Below are 17,064 nucleotides of genomic sequence, written 5' to 3'. Positions count from 1 at the left end.
AAGGGATTTATTTTGTTAATTTATTTTTTTTGTATTTTTTCAATTGGGGAATTAACATGTTTGCATGCACAGAACCAGCCTAGCAAAAACGTTAGAAATTTATTTATTTCCCCTCTTGAAATAGGAGATACCATACCTGAAGAGCTGTGGAATATGCCGCTCGAAATTATAAATCCGAGCACGCAAAATAAGACTGGTACATTAGCAGACTATAAAAATCAGAAGCTATTAATCCTAGACTTTTGGAATACTTGGTGTAAAAGCTGTATCAAATTATTTCCGAAAGTTGATTCTTTGAATGCTGAATATAATGGTAGACTATCCATCGTACCAGTAAGTAACGATCCCTCCAAAAAGGTAATTCCCTGGATGCACGATAAAGAGATCGTATTAAAATCTACGAATGTGCTCGGAGACAATGATACGACTGGAATTGGCGCATATTTCCCTAGAAAGATTCTACCTCATGTCGTCATCATAGCTGATAATAAGGTAAAAGCAATCACTTTTCCGGAATATATCAATAGGAAAAATTTAAATGATATGCTAAATGGTCGCGACGTGCTGATAAAAATGAAATACGACGACCTTAATTTTAACCCGAGGTATCCACTATTTGTCAATGATCTTAATGGTCCTGAGAACAACTTTATAAGTAGGTCCATCTTTTCTGGATTATTAGATGGGATACCTTCCATGTACTTATTATCGCACGATAGCTTGAGAAACCGGATTATCCTAAAGATGATAAATAATGTTTTTATGAATAGTTGGGTGGCTGTGTATCCGGAAGCAGCGATGTATGCCAATAACCAGATTATCTATCCTTCTGATCAACAAAAATTGATGGATTCGGTGCTTACTTATGAACTGATCTTTCCTGCCGATGCAAAGGACAGGCTTCGTGCCAAGGTAAAGTCTGACCTAGAGTCTTATTTCGGCTGGACTGCAGATACAGCCACTAGCGATATACCCACACTTGTATTTGGTAAGACAATTGATGCTAGGAAAAATGCGACCCAAGATCTCGCATTTGATCATCCTGTGGTACTGGACAAGCAACGTATGTCACTTCGGGGATTGATCTATACCATCAATATGGATCGGGAAAGAGGTATCTATGCAATGCCTGCCCAGGCAAATGTTCTTTTTGATGAAAAAAAGGAATGTCAATTTAAATCGCTTAAAGAAATGAACCGCTGGCTTAAAAGGTATGGTATCATTGCCACCATCGAAAGGAATAGGGTGAAACAATTAATTATCAGAAAATTATGAGTATTTCCAAATTTATCATAAATCTTCTCTTACCGGTTGCTATTTTAATAATTTCATTTTCATATACTTATGGACAACGCAAATACAAGTCTTTTAAAAATGAAATAATAGATAGCGTAGATAAACAAGATAGAGTTAAAGAGGTTGAATTTAGTGTTATTGGTTATTCAAGCAGGATAATAGAAGTTGGTCCAAATATTAAGTATCTATCTATTGAATTAACACCCAAGCAATATGAGATTGAAGAAACGCCTGTTTCCACTGGCTATCAGATCAAACCACGGGAGCGTGTGACTGGTTCGTTTGAACTTGTTGGGCGAAGTCAGATAGATCGCAGGATCCATCAGAACGTATTGGAGCAGCTGAACGGTCGTGTGGCGTCGATACGTTTTGATCAGCCTAATGTCTCATCAAACGTGACGCCGAAAATGAATATACGTGGACGTAATACGATCTTTTCCAACGATCAGCCCTTGTATATTTTGGATAATATGGCTTATGATGGTGATATTACCTTGATCAATTCGAATGATATTGAAAGTATTACAGTGTTAAAAGATGCGGCGGCCTCTTCGATATGGGGGGCTAGGGCGGGGAATGGTGTTGTGGTTATTCGAACCAAAGCAGGGAAAGTAAATGATCGTCCTACTGTCAGTTTCAATAGCTCTTTAGCCTATGCACCAAAGCCAGACCTTTCTCGGTTAAAACGGGTGCCAAGCTCAGATTTTATTGATTTTGAAACGATGCTATTCAACAAAGGATACTACGATAGTCAATTGACTCGACCATATCCTGTTGCACAGACGCCTGTTGTTGAAACATTGGTTCTCCTGCGCAATGGCCTAATTGATGCCCAGACTGCGTCCTCCCGGATAGATAGGTTAAGGACAATAGATGTGCGTGATGATGTCGAAAGGTTTCTTTATACCAATAAATTGGTTCAGCAATATGGTATAAATATTAGGGGTGGCAATAACGCCCTCCGCTATTTCCTTTCGGCCAATTATGACCATAACAAGGAGGATAAGGTCAAGAATTCCAACAATCGCTTTTCCATTCGTTCTAATACGAGCTACCAATTGGGTAAACGGTTGGAATTGACGAGTAATATTGTGTTTAGCCAAAAGACCATGAGCAATTTATACCCATCGATATTAAATGACTTAACGAGTTTCTCTCTGGGATCTGGTAAATTCTTATATCCCTATGCCGAGTTGACTGCTGATGATGGTTCTTATTTACCATTACCGAATGGTCTGCGCGATACATTTAAGCAAAGTGCGATGGAGAAAGGGCTCTTGGATTGGACGTTTACACCTTTGGATGAGATTTATCACAATTCAAGCAATGCTACAAATAAGTCTACCGAGTATTTGTTTAATCCTTCGCTGCTGTATCGTCCCATCGAGGGAGTGTCTCTTATTGCCAACTACCAGTATCAAAAACAGGTTGGTGATCAGCGGACGCTACGGGATCGAAATTCATACGATGTACGCAATTTGACCAACCGTTTTGCGCAGGTAAGTGCAACTGGTGTGGTCTCATCCCCAGTTCCTGTGGGAGATATTTTGCAGACCGAGGCAGCTGAACAAAGGAGCCAGCAGGGGCGCATACAGGCTAACTTTGAACGTAGTTTTGCTACAGACCATCATCTCGATGCGATGTTGGGGATGGAAGTGCGGGAGAATAAAATTGTCGGCCATAGTAATATCGCCTATGGCTATGCAGAGCGCGGATTAGTTATTGTGCCTGTGGATTATGTGACGCGTTATAAATATTACGATGCAAGCGGGAGTGGCAATATTCCTTATGGTGGCAGTATGACCTCCACTACGACTCGATTTTTTTCATATTTTGGTAATCTAGCGTATACTTTTAAAGGGAGGTATAGCCTTTCCGGTAGTGCTCGTGTCGATCAATCCAACTTATTTGGTGTTAAGACGAATAATCGAAAGATACCGTTATGGTCAGTGGGTGGGTTATGGCATATTCATCAGGAGGACTGGTTCAAAACGGATTGGATAAATAAATTGAGTGTAAGGTCCACCTTCGGTTATAGTGGTAATGTCGGCGATGCGGTTGGAATCACAACCATTACGCTTTCGAATGCTTACCTCACCAATGCGCCACGGGCGGATGTGCAGAATCCGCCCAATGAATCACTTCGTTGGGAAAAAAATAGACTGCTCAATTTTGGATTGGACTTTGGATTTTTCAAAAATCGACTTTCGGGATCGCTGGAGTATTATACAAAACGGAATACCGATCTATTAAGTAATAGCGATATCGACCCCACCACAGGGCTGGGAAACCTGTCGGGCAAAAGTGTCTTTCTTGGCAATGTTGCCACTACTACCGGTGATGGCGTGGATTTGACCTTAAATACGGTCAATATCCGGCAACCGAAATTTAGTTGGGAAAGTACAATTGTCTTTAGTGTCAACCATTCCAAAGTGAAAGAATATTATAGCCAGTCTACAACCGCGCAGAGTTACATCAACTCCAATAACTCCGTAACGCCATTGATCGGGTATCCGGTATATACGGTGTTCGGTTATCAATGGGCGGGATTGGATGCTGAAAATGGAATGCCAAGGGGATATCTTAACGGAGAAATTTCTAACGAGTATAGCAAAATAATGAATGCACCTGTCGGGACATTAGCCTATCGTGGACCAGCAAAAGCGACGGTATTTGGCGCATTGTCAAACACATTGCGCTATGGCGATCTGTCACTGACTTTTAATCTTGACTATCGGTTTGGAAGTTATTTCAAACGTTCAAGTATATCTTATGGTATGATGGCAACAAGTTGGACCGGGCATGCTGACTATGCCGATCGGTGGCAGCAACCTGGTGATGAAAAACGGACGGATGTACCGGCATTGGTATATCCATTCAATGGAAATGCAACTTCTTTTTATATTGGTAGCTCAGCTTTGGTAGAGAAAGCAGATTATATCGCTTTACATGATGTATATCTAGACTACAGCGTACGACCTGAACTCCTGAAAAGATATGGGATAAAGTCGCTAGTGTTGAAAGGCTATGTTTCTAATCTGGGATATCTATGGCTGGCCAATTCGAGAGGCTTGGATCCCTTTTATGAAAATACGATCAGACCTCAAAAAAGCTTTACGCTGGGACTAAATCTAACTTTTTAACTTAATTAAAGAATGATGAAAAAATATTCTATTAACTTCATGATCCTATTGATCTCTTTGCTTTTAGCATTGGGGGGCTGTAGCAAAGGTTTCTTTGAAGAAATCAATAATAACGGGCTTGTTGTACCTGAAACAATCGAAGATATGCAGGCATTAATGGATAATACCGTGGTGATGAATGGGGCAACGGTAAGTGGCGGTGCACCGCTGCCCGTTCTCGGAGAATCTTCAACCGATGATTTTTATTTTCCAGATGCTCGGGTGAGCGCGTTCCAACAGGTCCTTCGGGATCTATACTTTTGGACACCTGAATATATGGACGACGAACAGACAGTACTGAACTGGATGTTGCCCTATAAGACAGTCATGTATAGTAATATTGTATTGGATAACCTTAAGAAAATTGGGTCGCAACATTCAGTTGCGGCCGATAATGTCGAGGGAACCGCACTTTTCTTTCGAGCATACATCTATTTTCATCTTGCACAGATCTATGCTGTTCCGTATGGCCCAAATGCAACATCCGATTTGGGACTGCCCATGCGTTTGACGAGTGATATCAGCTTACCTTTTATACGACCTAGTTTAGCGGAAACGTACAAAATGATCATTGAGGATGCGGAAAAAGCATCGGAACTATTGCCTGATATACCCTTATACAAAACACGGCCATCCAAAGGGGCTGCATACGCGTTGTTGGCCAAGATACACCTGGTGATGGGAGCGTACGAAAATGCAGGAGAGAATGCACGCAGATCAATAACACTGAATAACAAAATATTGGACTTTAATGCCGTCGATAAGAAAGCGGAATATCCTATGCCGGTGCTAAATGATGAAGTTATTTTTCACATTAACATGATCAACAGCGTTGTCAACTGGGAGGGGATTGTTAGTGAAGATCTTTATGGATTATATGAGGATAACGATCACCGAAAACAATTATACTTTTCGCCAAAGGGAACTTTTATCGGAAGCTATAGTGCTGGGACTGGGCTATTCGGTGGTTTGACTACCGCGGAAAATCTGTTGATCGATGCAGAATGCAGTGCGAGAGAAGGTGACTATGTACAGGCACGGCAGAGTTTGGAAAGATTGCGGATGAATCGATTTGTAAAAGATCAATATAAAGCACTGGACATAGCGGACAATCAGCTGTTGCCAGAAATTATAACCGAAAGGAGGCGGGAACTCGTCCTAAGAGGCGTCACCTGGTCTGATCTAAGAAGGTTGAATCAAGATACTAAATATGCTCGAACGATGTACCGTGATTTTGGCGGTAAGAGCTATGAACTCAAACCCAACAGCTCCTGCTACACATTTCTGATCCCAACAGAAACACAATATCCTACGGGCACTCCGCAGAATAAACGATAAAAGAAGAAGATGTGTTTTCGACTACCTCCAAAATAGTATATACTTTTTTGGAGGTGTTTTATATCTAGAGAGAGGATGAAATCTAGATGAGGAGCTCCTATTTTATTTTCCCTTTCCGTCATTAGCGATTACAAGGCTTTTTGTGTAAGTTTGGACAGGCGTAAGCCTAAAGCACTATTCCAATCTTAATGAAACCTGTCGTAGCAGATACTGTAAGTGAAGAGAACGAACTGTTGGCACAGTTGCGTCATGGAGATTACGGCGCTTACCATCAGCTGTACAATAGCTATGCACCGATGATCATGGCGCGAATCCGTAGACTGGTGCTGGACAGGGAGATTGCCGAAGAACTGCACCAGGAGGTCTTCCTGCAAATATGGAACGAGCGAGAAAAGTTACCGACGGATGTCCCCTTTAAAGCTATACTCCTGCACCGGGCCAAATTACAAGCGTATAAATATTACCATAAGGCATCGCAGGACCGTGAGATGCGGGCACATCTGATGGCCATTGCTACCGAACTCTACGAAGAGCTGGAAGAACAGATAAACTTTAAAGAAACCAATGCCGCATTGATGACTGCCATAACCAAATTACCCGAGCAACGCCGCAAGATATTTGTTCGGATCAAGCTGGACGGGAGATCGTACGAGGAGGTCGCCGAAGAGTTTGGCGTATCCCTATCCACCATAAAGGATCATATGACCCGAGCACTGAAATTTTTACGTACAGAATTGGCCCAAGACAACCCAACCCTTCTTTTTGTCCTGTTGGCGGCTACACTTTTCCGCTAGCGAAAAATAAATCAAAAATAATTTTAGTGTGAGCCGTACTTTTTTCTTTTTACAGACACTGTATAGATAAAAGAGAAAAAGTCGATGTCCGATATAAATGAGATATACCAACGATTTCTGAACCGTGAATGCACGCCTGCGGAAGTGGATCTATTGATGGAACACTTCCGCCAGCAGGAAAATGCTACGGATATCCTAAACCTGATCCAGACCCAGCTCGATCATGAGGAGGCGGTCATTGATGAACAGGATCGTGTATCAGCAGCGCATAACTGGAGTCGAATAGAAAGTCACATCCACAGCAAAAGTAGGGTTCGGAAGTTAAAGAATTTCTGGTGGTCGGCGGTTGCTTGTCTGTTCCTATTGGCTATCGGTGTTATGTTTTATTTTTATAAGACGAATAGTTTTTCGGCGGTGGATAATGTCGCAAAGCTGACTGAGCCGATTAAACCTGGCAGCAATCGGGCTACACTGACCTTTGCCGACGGCAGTACGGTAGCCCTTAGCCCAACACAGGGCGGAGTGGTAGTCGGCGAGACGATGACATATGATGATGGATCGACGATTTCATCGAAAAAAGTAACCTATGCAACCTTAGCTACGCCCCGGGGAGGGCAGTACCGTGTTACTTTACCCGACGGTACAAAAGTGTGGCTCAATGCGGCATCTTCCTTACAGTATCCGACACTGTTTGATGGCGATGAACGAAAGGTCAGGTTGACAGGTGAAGCTTATTTTGAAGTGGCTCACAAAGAAGACCAGCCATTTGTCGTGGAGACCGCACAACAAAGTTTGAAAGTTTTGGGTACCGTATTCAATATCAATGCCTATGAAGAGGAAGGGAAGACATCCACTACCTTGCTGGAAGGTAAGGTCGCAGTTCGTTCAAATGATCTGCAAGGTACCAAGTCCGCCACGTTGGCTCCGGGGCAGCAGAGTATCTTAGAAGAGACGGGACTGAGGGTGGTGCCTGTAGATGTGCAGGACGCTATTGCCTGGCGGGAAGGGAAGTTTCTGTTCAGCCATTCCGATATCTATAGCGTGATGCGACAGATCGCGCGGTGGTACGATGTAGAGATCATTTATGAAGGAGATCTGTCTGCTGTACTGTTCACAGGATCAATGTCCCGGTTTGCCGATATACATACCGTTGTCCAAAATTTAGAATTGACGCGGGAAATAGAACTTAACATACAAGGAAGGAGGGTTGTCGTGAAAAAGAGGTAAAGGAAGAATGTGTTTAGTTGCCTGATAGACAAAAGAGCCGGAGGTGTTGGAAGCACCACCGGCCAGGTCAGGTAAACCATAAGAATAGTTTCGAAGTATTAATATTTTTTAACCTAACGAACCAAATATATGAATAATTATTGTGGCAAGGGAGTACTTTACTCTGTCCGCTACTATAAAAAATACTGGATAATGCGTATACAATTGATTACTTTGTTTAGCATACTTTTATTGGGGCAGTTAAACGCTTCATCCAGCTTTGCACAACGTATTACGATACATGCCAGCCAGAAATCACTGGAAATTGTACTCAAAGACATCAAGAAGCAATCAGGCTATGACCTGCTGTACAATCCCTCGATGATGTCCAGGCTTGCTACATCCGTGACCATAGCAGAAAGTAATAGCAGCCTGAGGAAGACTCTTGACGCGGTATTCCGTCAGCAAAGCCAGCTGGAATATATCATCAATGAAAAAATTATTATCGTCCGACCGAAGGAAAAGTCGACCAAGGACAATGTTAATGATATTATCATCCAGCAACAACCGATCCGCGGCCGTGTGCTTAACGAAAAAGGCGAACCTTTGGCGGGAGCCTCCATCTATGTGCTGGACGAGCAAGGGCATCGGACAAATGTACAGACCAAGACGGATGAGGAGGGTTATTTTGAGCTGCCACAAGATCTGGTCAATGCCAAGCTGGAAGTGATGTACCTGGGCTATACGGCACAAAAACTTACTGCCCGAGCGGATATGGGGGTGATTTCTTTGAAACCTTTCTCGGCGGAGGTGGAAGAGGTGGAGGTAGTGAGTACAGGTTATCAGCGTATGTCAAAAGAAAGGATGGTCGGTAGTGTGGATGTATTGGACCAAAAGCTGATTGATAGATCGGTTTCCTCCAACATACTGTCGCGAATAAATGGGCTTACAACGGGGCTGCAACTGCCCAAGATCAATAGCAACGAAGGGGGTAATCAGCCTGAATTTACCATCCGTGGTAAGAGTACATTATTTGCGAACGCGGAGCCTCTGATCGTTGTAGATGGCTTTCCCTATGACGGTGGGTTAAGTAGCCTCAATCCTGCAGATATCGCTTCGATCTCTATCTTAAAGGATGCCGCAGCGGCTTCCATATGGGGTGCTCGCTCGGGCAATGGTGTTGTCGTCATTAGTACCAAACGGGGGAGTAAAGACCGACTTTCCTTATCTGCCGAAGTGATCCAGAGCATCGCCGATAAACCCGACCTTTATTATAGCAAATCGATATCAAGTAGTGACTTTATCGACGTGGAGAAGTTCCTCTATGAAAAGGGTGCTTACAATGCTCGATTGAAGACAGGCTACCAGCCGGTGTCACCGGTGGTGGAGATATTGGATAAAATGAGTAAAGGTCAGTTATCAAACGAAGATGGTAATGAATTGATAGATGCTTATCGTGTAAAAGACAGTCGTATACAGCGATTGAAATACTTCTATCAGATACCACTCGAACAACAGTATAATCTATCAATATCAAGGCCTTTTAAAGATGGTAGCTTCTATATTTCAGGTGGCCTCAATCGACTGGATCAGGCCACGAAATATACCCAAAATGAGCGCAAGACACTTTTGGTGAAATACGATCAGCGATTCCTGAATGATCGGCTCAACTTTTCCTTTCAGACCAATCTGACAGATAGAAAAACGCAGAATGCACAGAACAGCACAGCAATGTATCCTTATGAAGAATTGGTCTCGGTCGATGGTAAACCGACTGCGATTACGGGAAGTTTGCGCAATAGCTATGTGGATACGGTAGGCAATGGGAATCTACTCAATTGGCACTATAATCCACTGACAGATCTCGGTAAAGGTATGTCTACGAGTTCGCTGTTCAATCTGCGGCTAAATGGCGGTATAGATGCTAAGATCTTTCCTTTTCTTACAGCAAGTGTAAAATATCAATATAGCAAATCCTTTGGGGATGACCTGATGCGTTATGCAGAAGACTCTTACTACGTACGCAATATGGTCAATACGTTTACGCGATATGATAAGGCTACTGCCAAATACATACAGCAGATACCGGTTGGTGAAAGCCGGACAATCAGTCACTTACGTGGCACTTCGTATCTATGGCGTGGGCAGCTGGCTGTGGATAAGAGGATCAATAAAGACCATCATATAACGGCGCTAATGGCGATGGAATTGTCGGATGCGAGGAGCGAAGTCGATAAAAAGCAGCTGATAGGTTATGATCCGTCCACAGCAACGTCAGCGACAATAGACCACATCAATGCCTTGTCGCGCATCTATGGGGGTAGTCAGGTCATCAATGACGGAAATTATCAGAACTGGCATGTAGATCGCTATCGCTCTTATCTATTGAATGCGGCCTATAGTTACAAAAATATCTATGATGTATATGGAAGCATCCGTAGGGATGAATCTAATCTCTTTGGTGTAGCAACCAACCAAAAGGGGGTACCTCTTTGGTCGGTTGGCGCTGCCTACAATGCAAAGCGGGGCTTGCTGACTTCAGTGCTGTGGCTGTCCGAGTTGAGGCTTCGCTCTTCCTATGGTGTACAGGGGAATGTGGATAAAACAATGTCGGCATGGCTAACAGCCAGGTATGAAAATTTTAAAAATAGTTACCAAAACATATTCGCGACCATTGTTAATCCACCAAATCCATCGCTACGCTGGGAGAAGACTAAGGTCATTAATATCGGATTTGATCTCGGGGTCTTGGATCAGCGTGTTGTCATGCATATTGACCGTTATTGGAAAAATGGAAATGACTTGATCGGTAATGGCGAGATTGCTCCGCAGACTGGATTGATACAGTTTAGAGGGAATGTAGCTGATACCCAAATCGAGGGATTCGATCTGTCGGTGACAAGCAAGAATCTGATGGGTAGATTTCAGTGGCAGTCGGTGTTCAATTTCTCCAAGGCAAAGGATAAGGTGGTTCGTTATCTGATCAAGCAGGCGAACAATTTTAGCTATATGGCCACCAATTACCTCAATCCCTACGAGGGGTTTCCGCAGACTGCACTTTTCAGCTTTCCTTATGCAGGATTGGATAATGAGGGAAATCCAATTGGGTATTTCGACGGGGTTGAGAGCAAGGACTATAGCGCCATACTCAATAGTGAGGACATGTGGAATATGCAATATCATGGCCCTCGGGTACCGTCTTACTTTGGCTCTTTCAGAAATGACTTTAGCTACGGTCGGTTTTATGCCAGTTTTAATATGCTATATCAATTTGGCGGTTATTTTAGACGGATATCGTTGAGCAATACAGCACTTTACAGTGCGACTACATCTGGAAATGCAATATATGACTATGAGAAACGCTGGCAACTGCCAGGGGATGAAGCAAGGACAGATGTACCCAGTCTAATGTATCCCGCGAACTCTTCACGCAGTAACCTGTATGCCTATAGTAGCGCACTTGTGGGGAAATCTGACGTCATACGGTTGCAGGATGTTCAAATCGGCCTCAGGCTCATGGATCGGTACAAGTGGGTGAAATCCTTGGACATGACCTTTGTCATAGACAATGTCTGTATCCTATGGCGCGCAAATAAGTACAGACTAGATCCAAACGTATTTCAGTCTGCTTATCCTGTGCCAAGGCAATTCAGCCTAAGGCTAAAAGCAAATTTTTAACGATTAAAAGATATTGAGATGAAAAAGCAATTTTTTATATATGCATTGTCCTTGTTATTCTGCATGGGCTGTGCGAAGTCTTTTTTGGAAGAGAAGCCCGACGCGAGTATAGTGAATCCAAAGACATTGGCGGACTGTAGAAGTCTGTTGGAGAATGATGGCAGGCTAGGGGTAGGACTTAACTTTTCCTTTCCTTCTTTGGGGCAGTTAGCTTCGGATGAATATTATTACGATCAGGCGACTTGGCAGTCCACTGTATTTGTGCAGGAACGCAATGCTTATATTTGGGCAGACGATATCTACGAGGGGAATCCGCAGATTGCAGAGTGGAACAATTGCTATTATGCTATTTATATCTGCAATGTGGTATTGGATGTATTGAAGGATATCGACGTAACGGTTGCCAATAAAGCCGAATATAACGATATCAAAGGAACGGCATTGTTTTTTCGTGCGATATGGAATTTTGCACTGGCAGAAACCTTCTGTCTACCTTATGATAAGAGAACGGCCACCAATGAATTGGGTATTCCATTGCGATATTCGCCAAACATCGATCAACTGCTGCAACGCGCGTCGCTCGAGCAGACTTACGCAGCTATTTTAGATGATTTACAGCAATCACTCGGATTATTACAGTCCCATACGCCTTCTAGCTTTAGGAATCGCCCCAATCTCGCGGCCGCTAATGGGATGCTGGCTCGTATCTATCTGGTGATGGCTAATTACGAGCAAGCGCTAAAGTTTGCTAATGCATCTGAGGAGACTTATCATGCGCTATTGGACTACAATCAATTATCACGGGAAGAGGATGCTGTATTTGATAGAAATAATGCAGAGGTATTATTTATGTCTACACAAAGGGGCTATCTTTCAACTGCCACTGGTCGGTCAGCTCCAAATACTTTTGTTGATTCTGCGCTCATCGAATTATATCACCCGAAAGATCTTCGACTACAGGCTTTTTTTACTTTCAATAAGGCTCGAGAAGCGAATCGAAAAAGTTTATATGCGAGTGGTTTGAGTACATCCAATTGTTTCAATGGTTTGGCAACTGACGAAGTGCTATTGATTTTGGCGGAATGTCATGCAAGAAAAGGGAATCTCGATGAAGCTAAACAGCTGCTTGAAAATCTCTTTCGTAACCGTTTCCCTAAAACAGACATTCCGATCGTTAACTTCAGAAATGCAGATGATGCTGTTCAACAGGTATTGGATGAGCGACGCAAGGAGCTTTTATTCAGGGGAATGCGCTGGTCGGATGTCCGTCGCCTGAACGTCGAGGGACGGAATATTATTTTTAGAAGAAAGTTGGGCGATAAAGAGTATTTTCTCGAACCAAACAGCTTGAAATACGCCTTTTTGTTACCGATACAGGAAATACAATTCAGTTCATTAACACAAAACAAACGATAATATGAAAACGATTAAAATAAAGCTAAGCATATTGATCTGCTTATGGGTTTTCGCAATACAGCATGTATATGCAATGTATGGGACTGTTGTAAAGGAAGATAGCATTCAGATGGCATATCCTTTTGAGCTTAAGGATAAGGATGGCAAACTGGTGCGGATGGAAGATTTTAGAGGAAAAGTGGTCGTGCTGGATTTTTGGTTCAAGGGCTGTGTCCCATGTATGTTATTAGGAGAGCCTTTAGGCCAGATTAGAAAGTATTATGAATCAAATCCAGATGTTGTCTTTATCGATATCAATTTGGATGATAATGTGGATGTTTGGTTAAATAGCTTGAAAAATGGTGGAACAGTGCAAAAAAAGCAACGTCATTATACGGATTCATTATCGATTTCGATATCAACAGCACCAGCGGGATTTGATCATGAAATAACAAAATATTACAAATTTAATAGTGTCCCTACATTGATCATTATTAACAAAGAGGGGGAGATATTAGAAAGAAAACCTCCTCGTCCATTGTCTGAAAAGAATGGAATTGAATCCGCAGGTTCCCTGCGGTTTAAGGCATTGATCAACGAATATTTGCTATCCATTTCAAAAAAAACTAGGGTCCAATAACAACCTAAGGTGTAAATTCTTAATTCAAACAGAAGAAATACAATTTAGTGGATTAATACATAATTAAAGATAGCATATGAAAACAAGTAAAATGAAATTAAAATTATTGGGACTAGTGGTTTACCTCACGATTTTTACCTCATATACTGCTCGCGGTGAGACAAAATCTCACAGCCCAAGAACGGATAGTTTAAAGATGGCTTACCCTTTTGAGTTAAAGGATAATAATGGCATGATGGTGCGAATGGAAGATTTTAGAGGAAAAGTAGTTGTATTAGACTTCTGGTATACGAGATGTGTTCCATGTATGGTCATGGCTAAGCCTCTTGCCGATATGCGCGAATATTATAGGGATAATCCCGATGTCGTTTTTATTGATGTCAATTTAGACAAGGAAGTAGAGAAATGGAAAAATAGCCTTGTTAATGGCTCCAAACTTGGGAAGGAAACTTTCTTCTATACGGACTCACTTTCGATTTCCCTATCAACAGCACCTGTGGGTTTCTTTAATGATATAACGAAATATTATGAAATGACGGGAGTACCTACTTGGATAATAATAGGAGCAAAGGGGGAAATCCTGGAAAGAAAACCTCCTCGACCTTTGCCCAGCATGAACGGGATAGAATCCGCTGGTTCCCTAAGATTTAAAGCGATCATCAACGAATATTTGCTATCCAATTCAAAAGAAGCTAAGGCCCAATAACAATCTAAAGTATGAATTGCTAATTTAAACAGAAGAAATGTTCCGTGAATTAATGTAAATAGAAAATAATATATGAAAACAAGCAAATGGAGATTATTTATGCTAAGCATACTGATCTTTTTAACAGGGTTTACAGTTAAAAGCGTATCAGCAACCGTCAAATTGGGTATTGCACAGCTTGATAGCTCGATGGCCTATCCTTTCGAACTAAAAGACCGGAATGGAAAGCTTATACGCATGGCGGACTTCAAAGGTAAGGTGGTGGTGATCGACTTTTGGGTTAATCGCTGTGCACCATGTTTGGCCTTATCGGAACCATTGGGAAAGATCAGAAAATACTACGAACCTAACAAAGATGTCGTTTTCATTGACATCAATCTAGACGATAATGCCGATGTATGGAAAAATTGTTTAGATAATGGTGATGTTCTAACGAATCGAAGATATTACTATACCGACTCTCTATCCATTTCTTTGAGCACAGCTCCAGAGGGGTTTTATCATCCGATGACAGGTTATTATAACATGAAAGGCGTTCCCCGATGGATCATAATCGGTAAAAAGGGGGAAATTCTGGAAAGAAATCCCCCTAGGCCGTTGCCTGAAAAGAATGGAATAGAATCTGCTGGCTCGCTAAGATTTAAAGCACTCATCAACGAATATTTATGGTCAACACTCAAAAAATAAGACTAAAATAAGGATATTTTTGACCCGTTGCTGGATTAAAGCAACGGGTTATTGCTTTCTGTGCCAGTTGCCATTCTCCCAAATATTTCTTTTCTTCGTACTTTCACTAACCGTAAATAGACATGAACGTGTTGTCGCTTTCCGAAGAACAGGATCTCCTAAGAAGACTTAGGGAAGGGGATCGCGACGCTTTCGAATGTATTTACAAGGCTTACCATTACCGCTTGATCGGACACCTCATCCGCTTGCTCAAGTCCACAGACCTCGCGCAGGAGGTGGTGCAGGATACCTTTGTTGCCCTTTGGGACAGCAGAAGCAAGCTACAGGTTGAAAATTCCATTCTGCCCTATCTCTATCGGGTAGCGAGTAATAAAGCCTTCAATCTGTTCCGCAAAGCTGCCCACGACCAAAAATATAGAGCTTACCTCTATCCCATACTCGAGGAAGGCTACGAACAGATCGAGACCCGCTTATTTCACAAGGAGCAGCGCGAGATCCTGCAAAACATCATCTATAAGATGCCCGAGCGGCAACGGCAGATTTTTATCCGCTGCAAGCTGGACGGTAAGACCTATGAAGAAGTCGCTACCGAGCTTCAGCTTTCAATCCATACGGTCCATACCCAGATCAAGCGTGCCAACCAGCTGATCAAGGAAACGCTGATCCAGTATCCGGATTTTCTGGCTGCAGTATTATTGTCCACGTCGCTGGCCGTCAGTCTAAACTAAAAAAATAAATTTCATTTTCTTGTACCCGATCATGCTTGCTGGATTGTAATCCCTACAAAGACCCTATATCGTGGAGGACAGAAAACAACGAAGAGCATTATTTGAACGCTATCTCGATGGCAACTACAGCCAGGCTGACGTGGATGAATTGTTGACTTATTTTGGTGCAGTGGAGACGGAGCTTGAACTGCGTACGCTGATTGATAACGCTTTGCAGGAGGACGTCGACTTCAGTCCCTTGGACCATCAAATAAAACAGGTAGACGAGGCGGCGTTTGAGCGTCTGCAGGCGCATATAGCCCCAGTGAAAGTCCGCTACTGGCCTGTAGTACGGGTAGCTGCAAGTATCTTGATAGTCTTGGGGCTGGGCTGGGCTATTTACCAATACACCTATAGTCCTGCGCAGGAGGAACTTGTTCCTGTCATTGCTATAGACAAGGATATCGCTCCGGGAACAGATAGGGCTACGCTTTTTTTGGATGATGGACAATCCTTTGTGTTGGATCGCCATGGGGAGGGCATTGTTAACAGCGAGGGAGAGGTGCGCTATCAGGACGGGCAGTTACTGGTCAGTACGGCGGTTCCCAGACAGGTTACGCTAAGGACGCCTATCGGTGGGCAGTACCAAGCCACACTACCGGATGGAACCAAGGTATGGCTCAATGCTGCCTCCGAGATCCGCTATCCATCTACCTTCGATAGCAAATACCGTCATGTTTCGATCAAAGGGGAGGTATACCTGGAAGTGGCCAAAGATGCGGCAAGGCCGTTTACCGTAGAGACAGAGGGTCAGCGTGTAGCGGTATTGGGGACACATTTCAATATCAACGCCTACGGAGACAACGGGGCGATATGGACGACACTGAGCGAAGGACATGTCCGTGTCACTCAGGCTGCTACTGGGCAGGAAATTGTTCTGAGCCCCGGACAGCAGGTGCAGAACCATGCGGGTGCCGGAATGAAGGTGCGCGAGGTGGATCTGGAGCAAGTGCTGGCCTGGAAAGAGGGGATGTATATCCTTCGCAATCAGGAGATAGGGCTATTTGGTAAGCAGATCGAACGCTGGTACGATGTGGAGGTAGACATGGGCGCCTATGCGGACCGTAAGGTGTCCGCTATCGTACCGCGAAGTGCTAAACTATCAGCAGTACTGGAAGCGATCACGCTCGAAAGCGGAATTCAATTTAAACGAGAAGGAAGGAGGGTGACGGCTATAGGAAAGTAAAATTTTTTAGCGCTTGTTCCGATAGAGAACTGCCGCCGTGGGGAAACACGGACGGCAGGATGCCGGAACAATAATAGGAGCGTAATCCATTTATAAATAACCGGGCAATGCAAACTTAAACATTCCCTGCCAATGCAGCAAGTCTTCTTGTACGGCAGCGGGGAAGCAAGGCTGTATTGTTCATGAATA

The 17,064-nt window shown here is 43.2% G+C and carries 12 protein-coding genes; all 12 read left to right on the top strand.

The annotated features are described in order from the left end of the window. Nucleotides 1-153: 153 nt before the first annotated feature. Nucleotides 154-1,275, top strand: coding sequence for a TlpA family protein disulfide reductase (locus tag JKG64_RS06230; protein ID WP_210353458.1), 1,122 nt, complete (start codon nt 154-156; stop codon nt 1,273-1,275). Next, nucleotides 1,272-4,439 (top strand): SusC/RagA family TonB-linked outer membrane protein, encoded by a 3,168-nt coding sequence (locus JKG64_RS06225; protein ID WP_210353457.1) that lies wholly within the window; start codon nt 1,272-1,274, stop codon nt 4,437-4,439. Before JKG64_RS06230 ends, JKG64_RS06225 begins: the two co-directional genes overlap by 4 nt. A 12-nt stretch (nt 4,440-4,451) precedes the next feature. Beyond that, nucleotides 4,452-5,816 (top strand): RagB/SusD family nutrient uptake outer membrane protein, encoded by a 1,365-nt coding sequence (locus tag JKG64_RS06220; protein ID WP_210353456.1) that lies wholly within the window; start codon nt 4,452-4,454, stop codon nt 5,814-5,816. Nucleotides 5,817-6,004: 188 nt separating this feature from the next. Beyond that, on the top strand, nt 6,005-6,610 hold the full coding sequence (locus JKG64_RS06215) for an RNA polymerase sigma factor (RefSeq protein ID WP_210353455.1): 606 nt from the start codon (nt 6,005-6,007) through the stop codon (nt 6,608-6,610). Nucleotides 6,611-6,694: 84 nt separating this feature from the next. After that, nucleotides 6,695-7,837, top strand: coding sequence for a FecR family protein (locus JKG64_RS06210; protein WP_210353454.1), 1,143 nt, complete (start codon nt 6,695-6,697; stop codon nt 7,835-7,837). 129 nt (nt 7,838-7,966) lie between these two features. Continuing rightward, on the top strand, nt 7,967-11,494 hold the full coding sequence (locus JKG64_RS06205; RefSeq protein ID WP_210353453.1) for a SusC/RagA family TonB-linked outer membrane protein: 3,528 nt from the start codon (nt 7,967-7,969) through the stop codon (nt 11,492-11,494). 18 nt (nt 11,495-11,512) lie between these two features. Then, nucleotides 11,513-12,910, top strand: coding sequence for a RagB/SusD family nutrient uptake outer membrane protein (locus JKG64_RS06200; protein ID WP_210353452.1), 1,398 nt, complete (start codon nt 11,513-11,515; stop codon nt 12,908-12,910). A 1-nt stretch (nt 12,911) separates the two neighbouring features. Next, nucleotides 12,912-13,529, top strand: coding sequence for a TlpA family protein disulfide reductase (locus JKG64_RS06195; RefSeq protein WP_210353451.1), 618 nt, complete (start codon nt 12,912-12,914; stop codon nt 13,527-13,529). A gap of 76 nt (nt 13,530-13,605) precedes the next feature. Further along, nucleotides 13,606-14,235 (top strand): TlpA family protein disulfide reductase, encoded by a 630-nt coding sequence (locus JKG64_RS06190; protein WP_210353450.1) that lies wholly within the window; start codon nt 13,606-13,608, stop codon nt 14,233-14,235. A gap of 72 nt (nt 14,236-14,307) precedes the next feature. Continuing rightward, nucleotides 14,308-14,922 (top strand): TlpA family protein disulfide reductase, encoded by a 615-nt coding sequence (locus JKG64_RS06185; RefSeq protein ID WP_210353449.1) that lies wholly within the window; start codon nt 14,308-14,310, stop codon nt 14,920-14,922. A 122-nt stretch (nt 14,923-15,044) separates the two neighbouring features. After that, nucleotides 15,045-15,650 carry an RNA polymerase sigma factor gene (locus JKG64_RS06180; RefSeq protein WP_210353448.1) on the top strand — a complete coding sequence of 202 codons (606 nt, stop codon included), beginning with the start codon at nt 15,045-15,047 and terminating at the stop codon, nt 15,648-15,650. Between the two features lie 70 nt (nt 15,651-15,720). After that, nucleotides 15,721-16,875 (top strand): FecR family protein, encoded by a 1,155-nt coding sequence (locus JKG64_RS23245; RefSeq protein WP_210353447.1) that lies wholly within the window; start codon nt 15,721-15,723, stop codon nt 16,873-16,875. Nucleotides 16,876-17,064: the final 189 nt, after the last annotated feature.

The organism is Sphingobacterium tabacisoli, assembly GCF_017908035.1.
Classification (GTDB): Bacteria; Bacteroidota; Bacteroidia; order Sphingobacteriales; family Sphingobacteriaceae; genus Sphingobacterium; species Sphingobacterium tabacisoli.
Note: the sequence above shows the minus strand (reverse complement) of the source record. Positions and strands in the feature narration are given on the sequence as shown.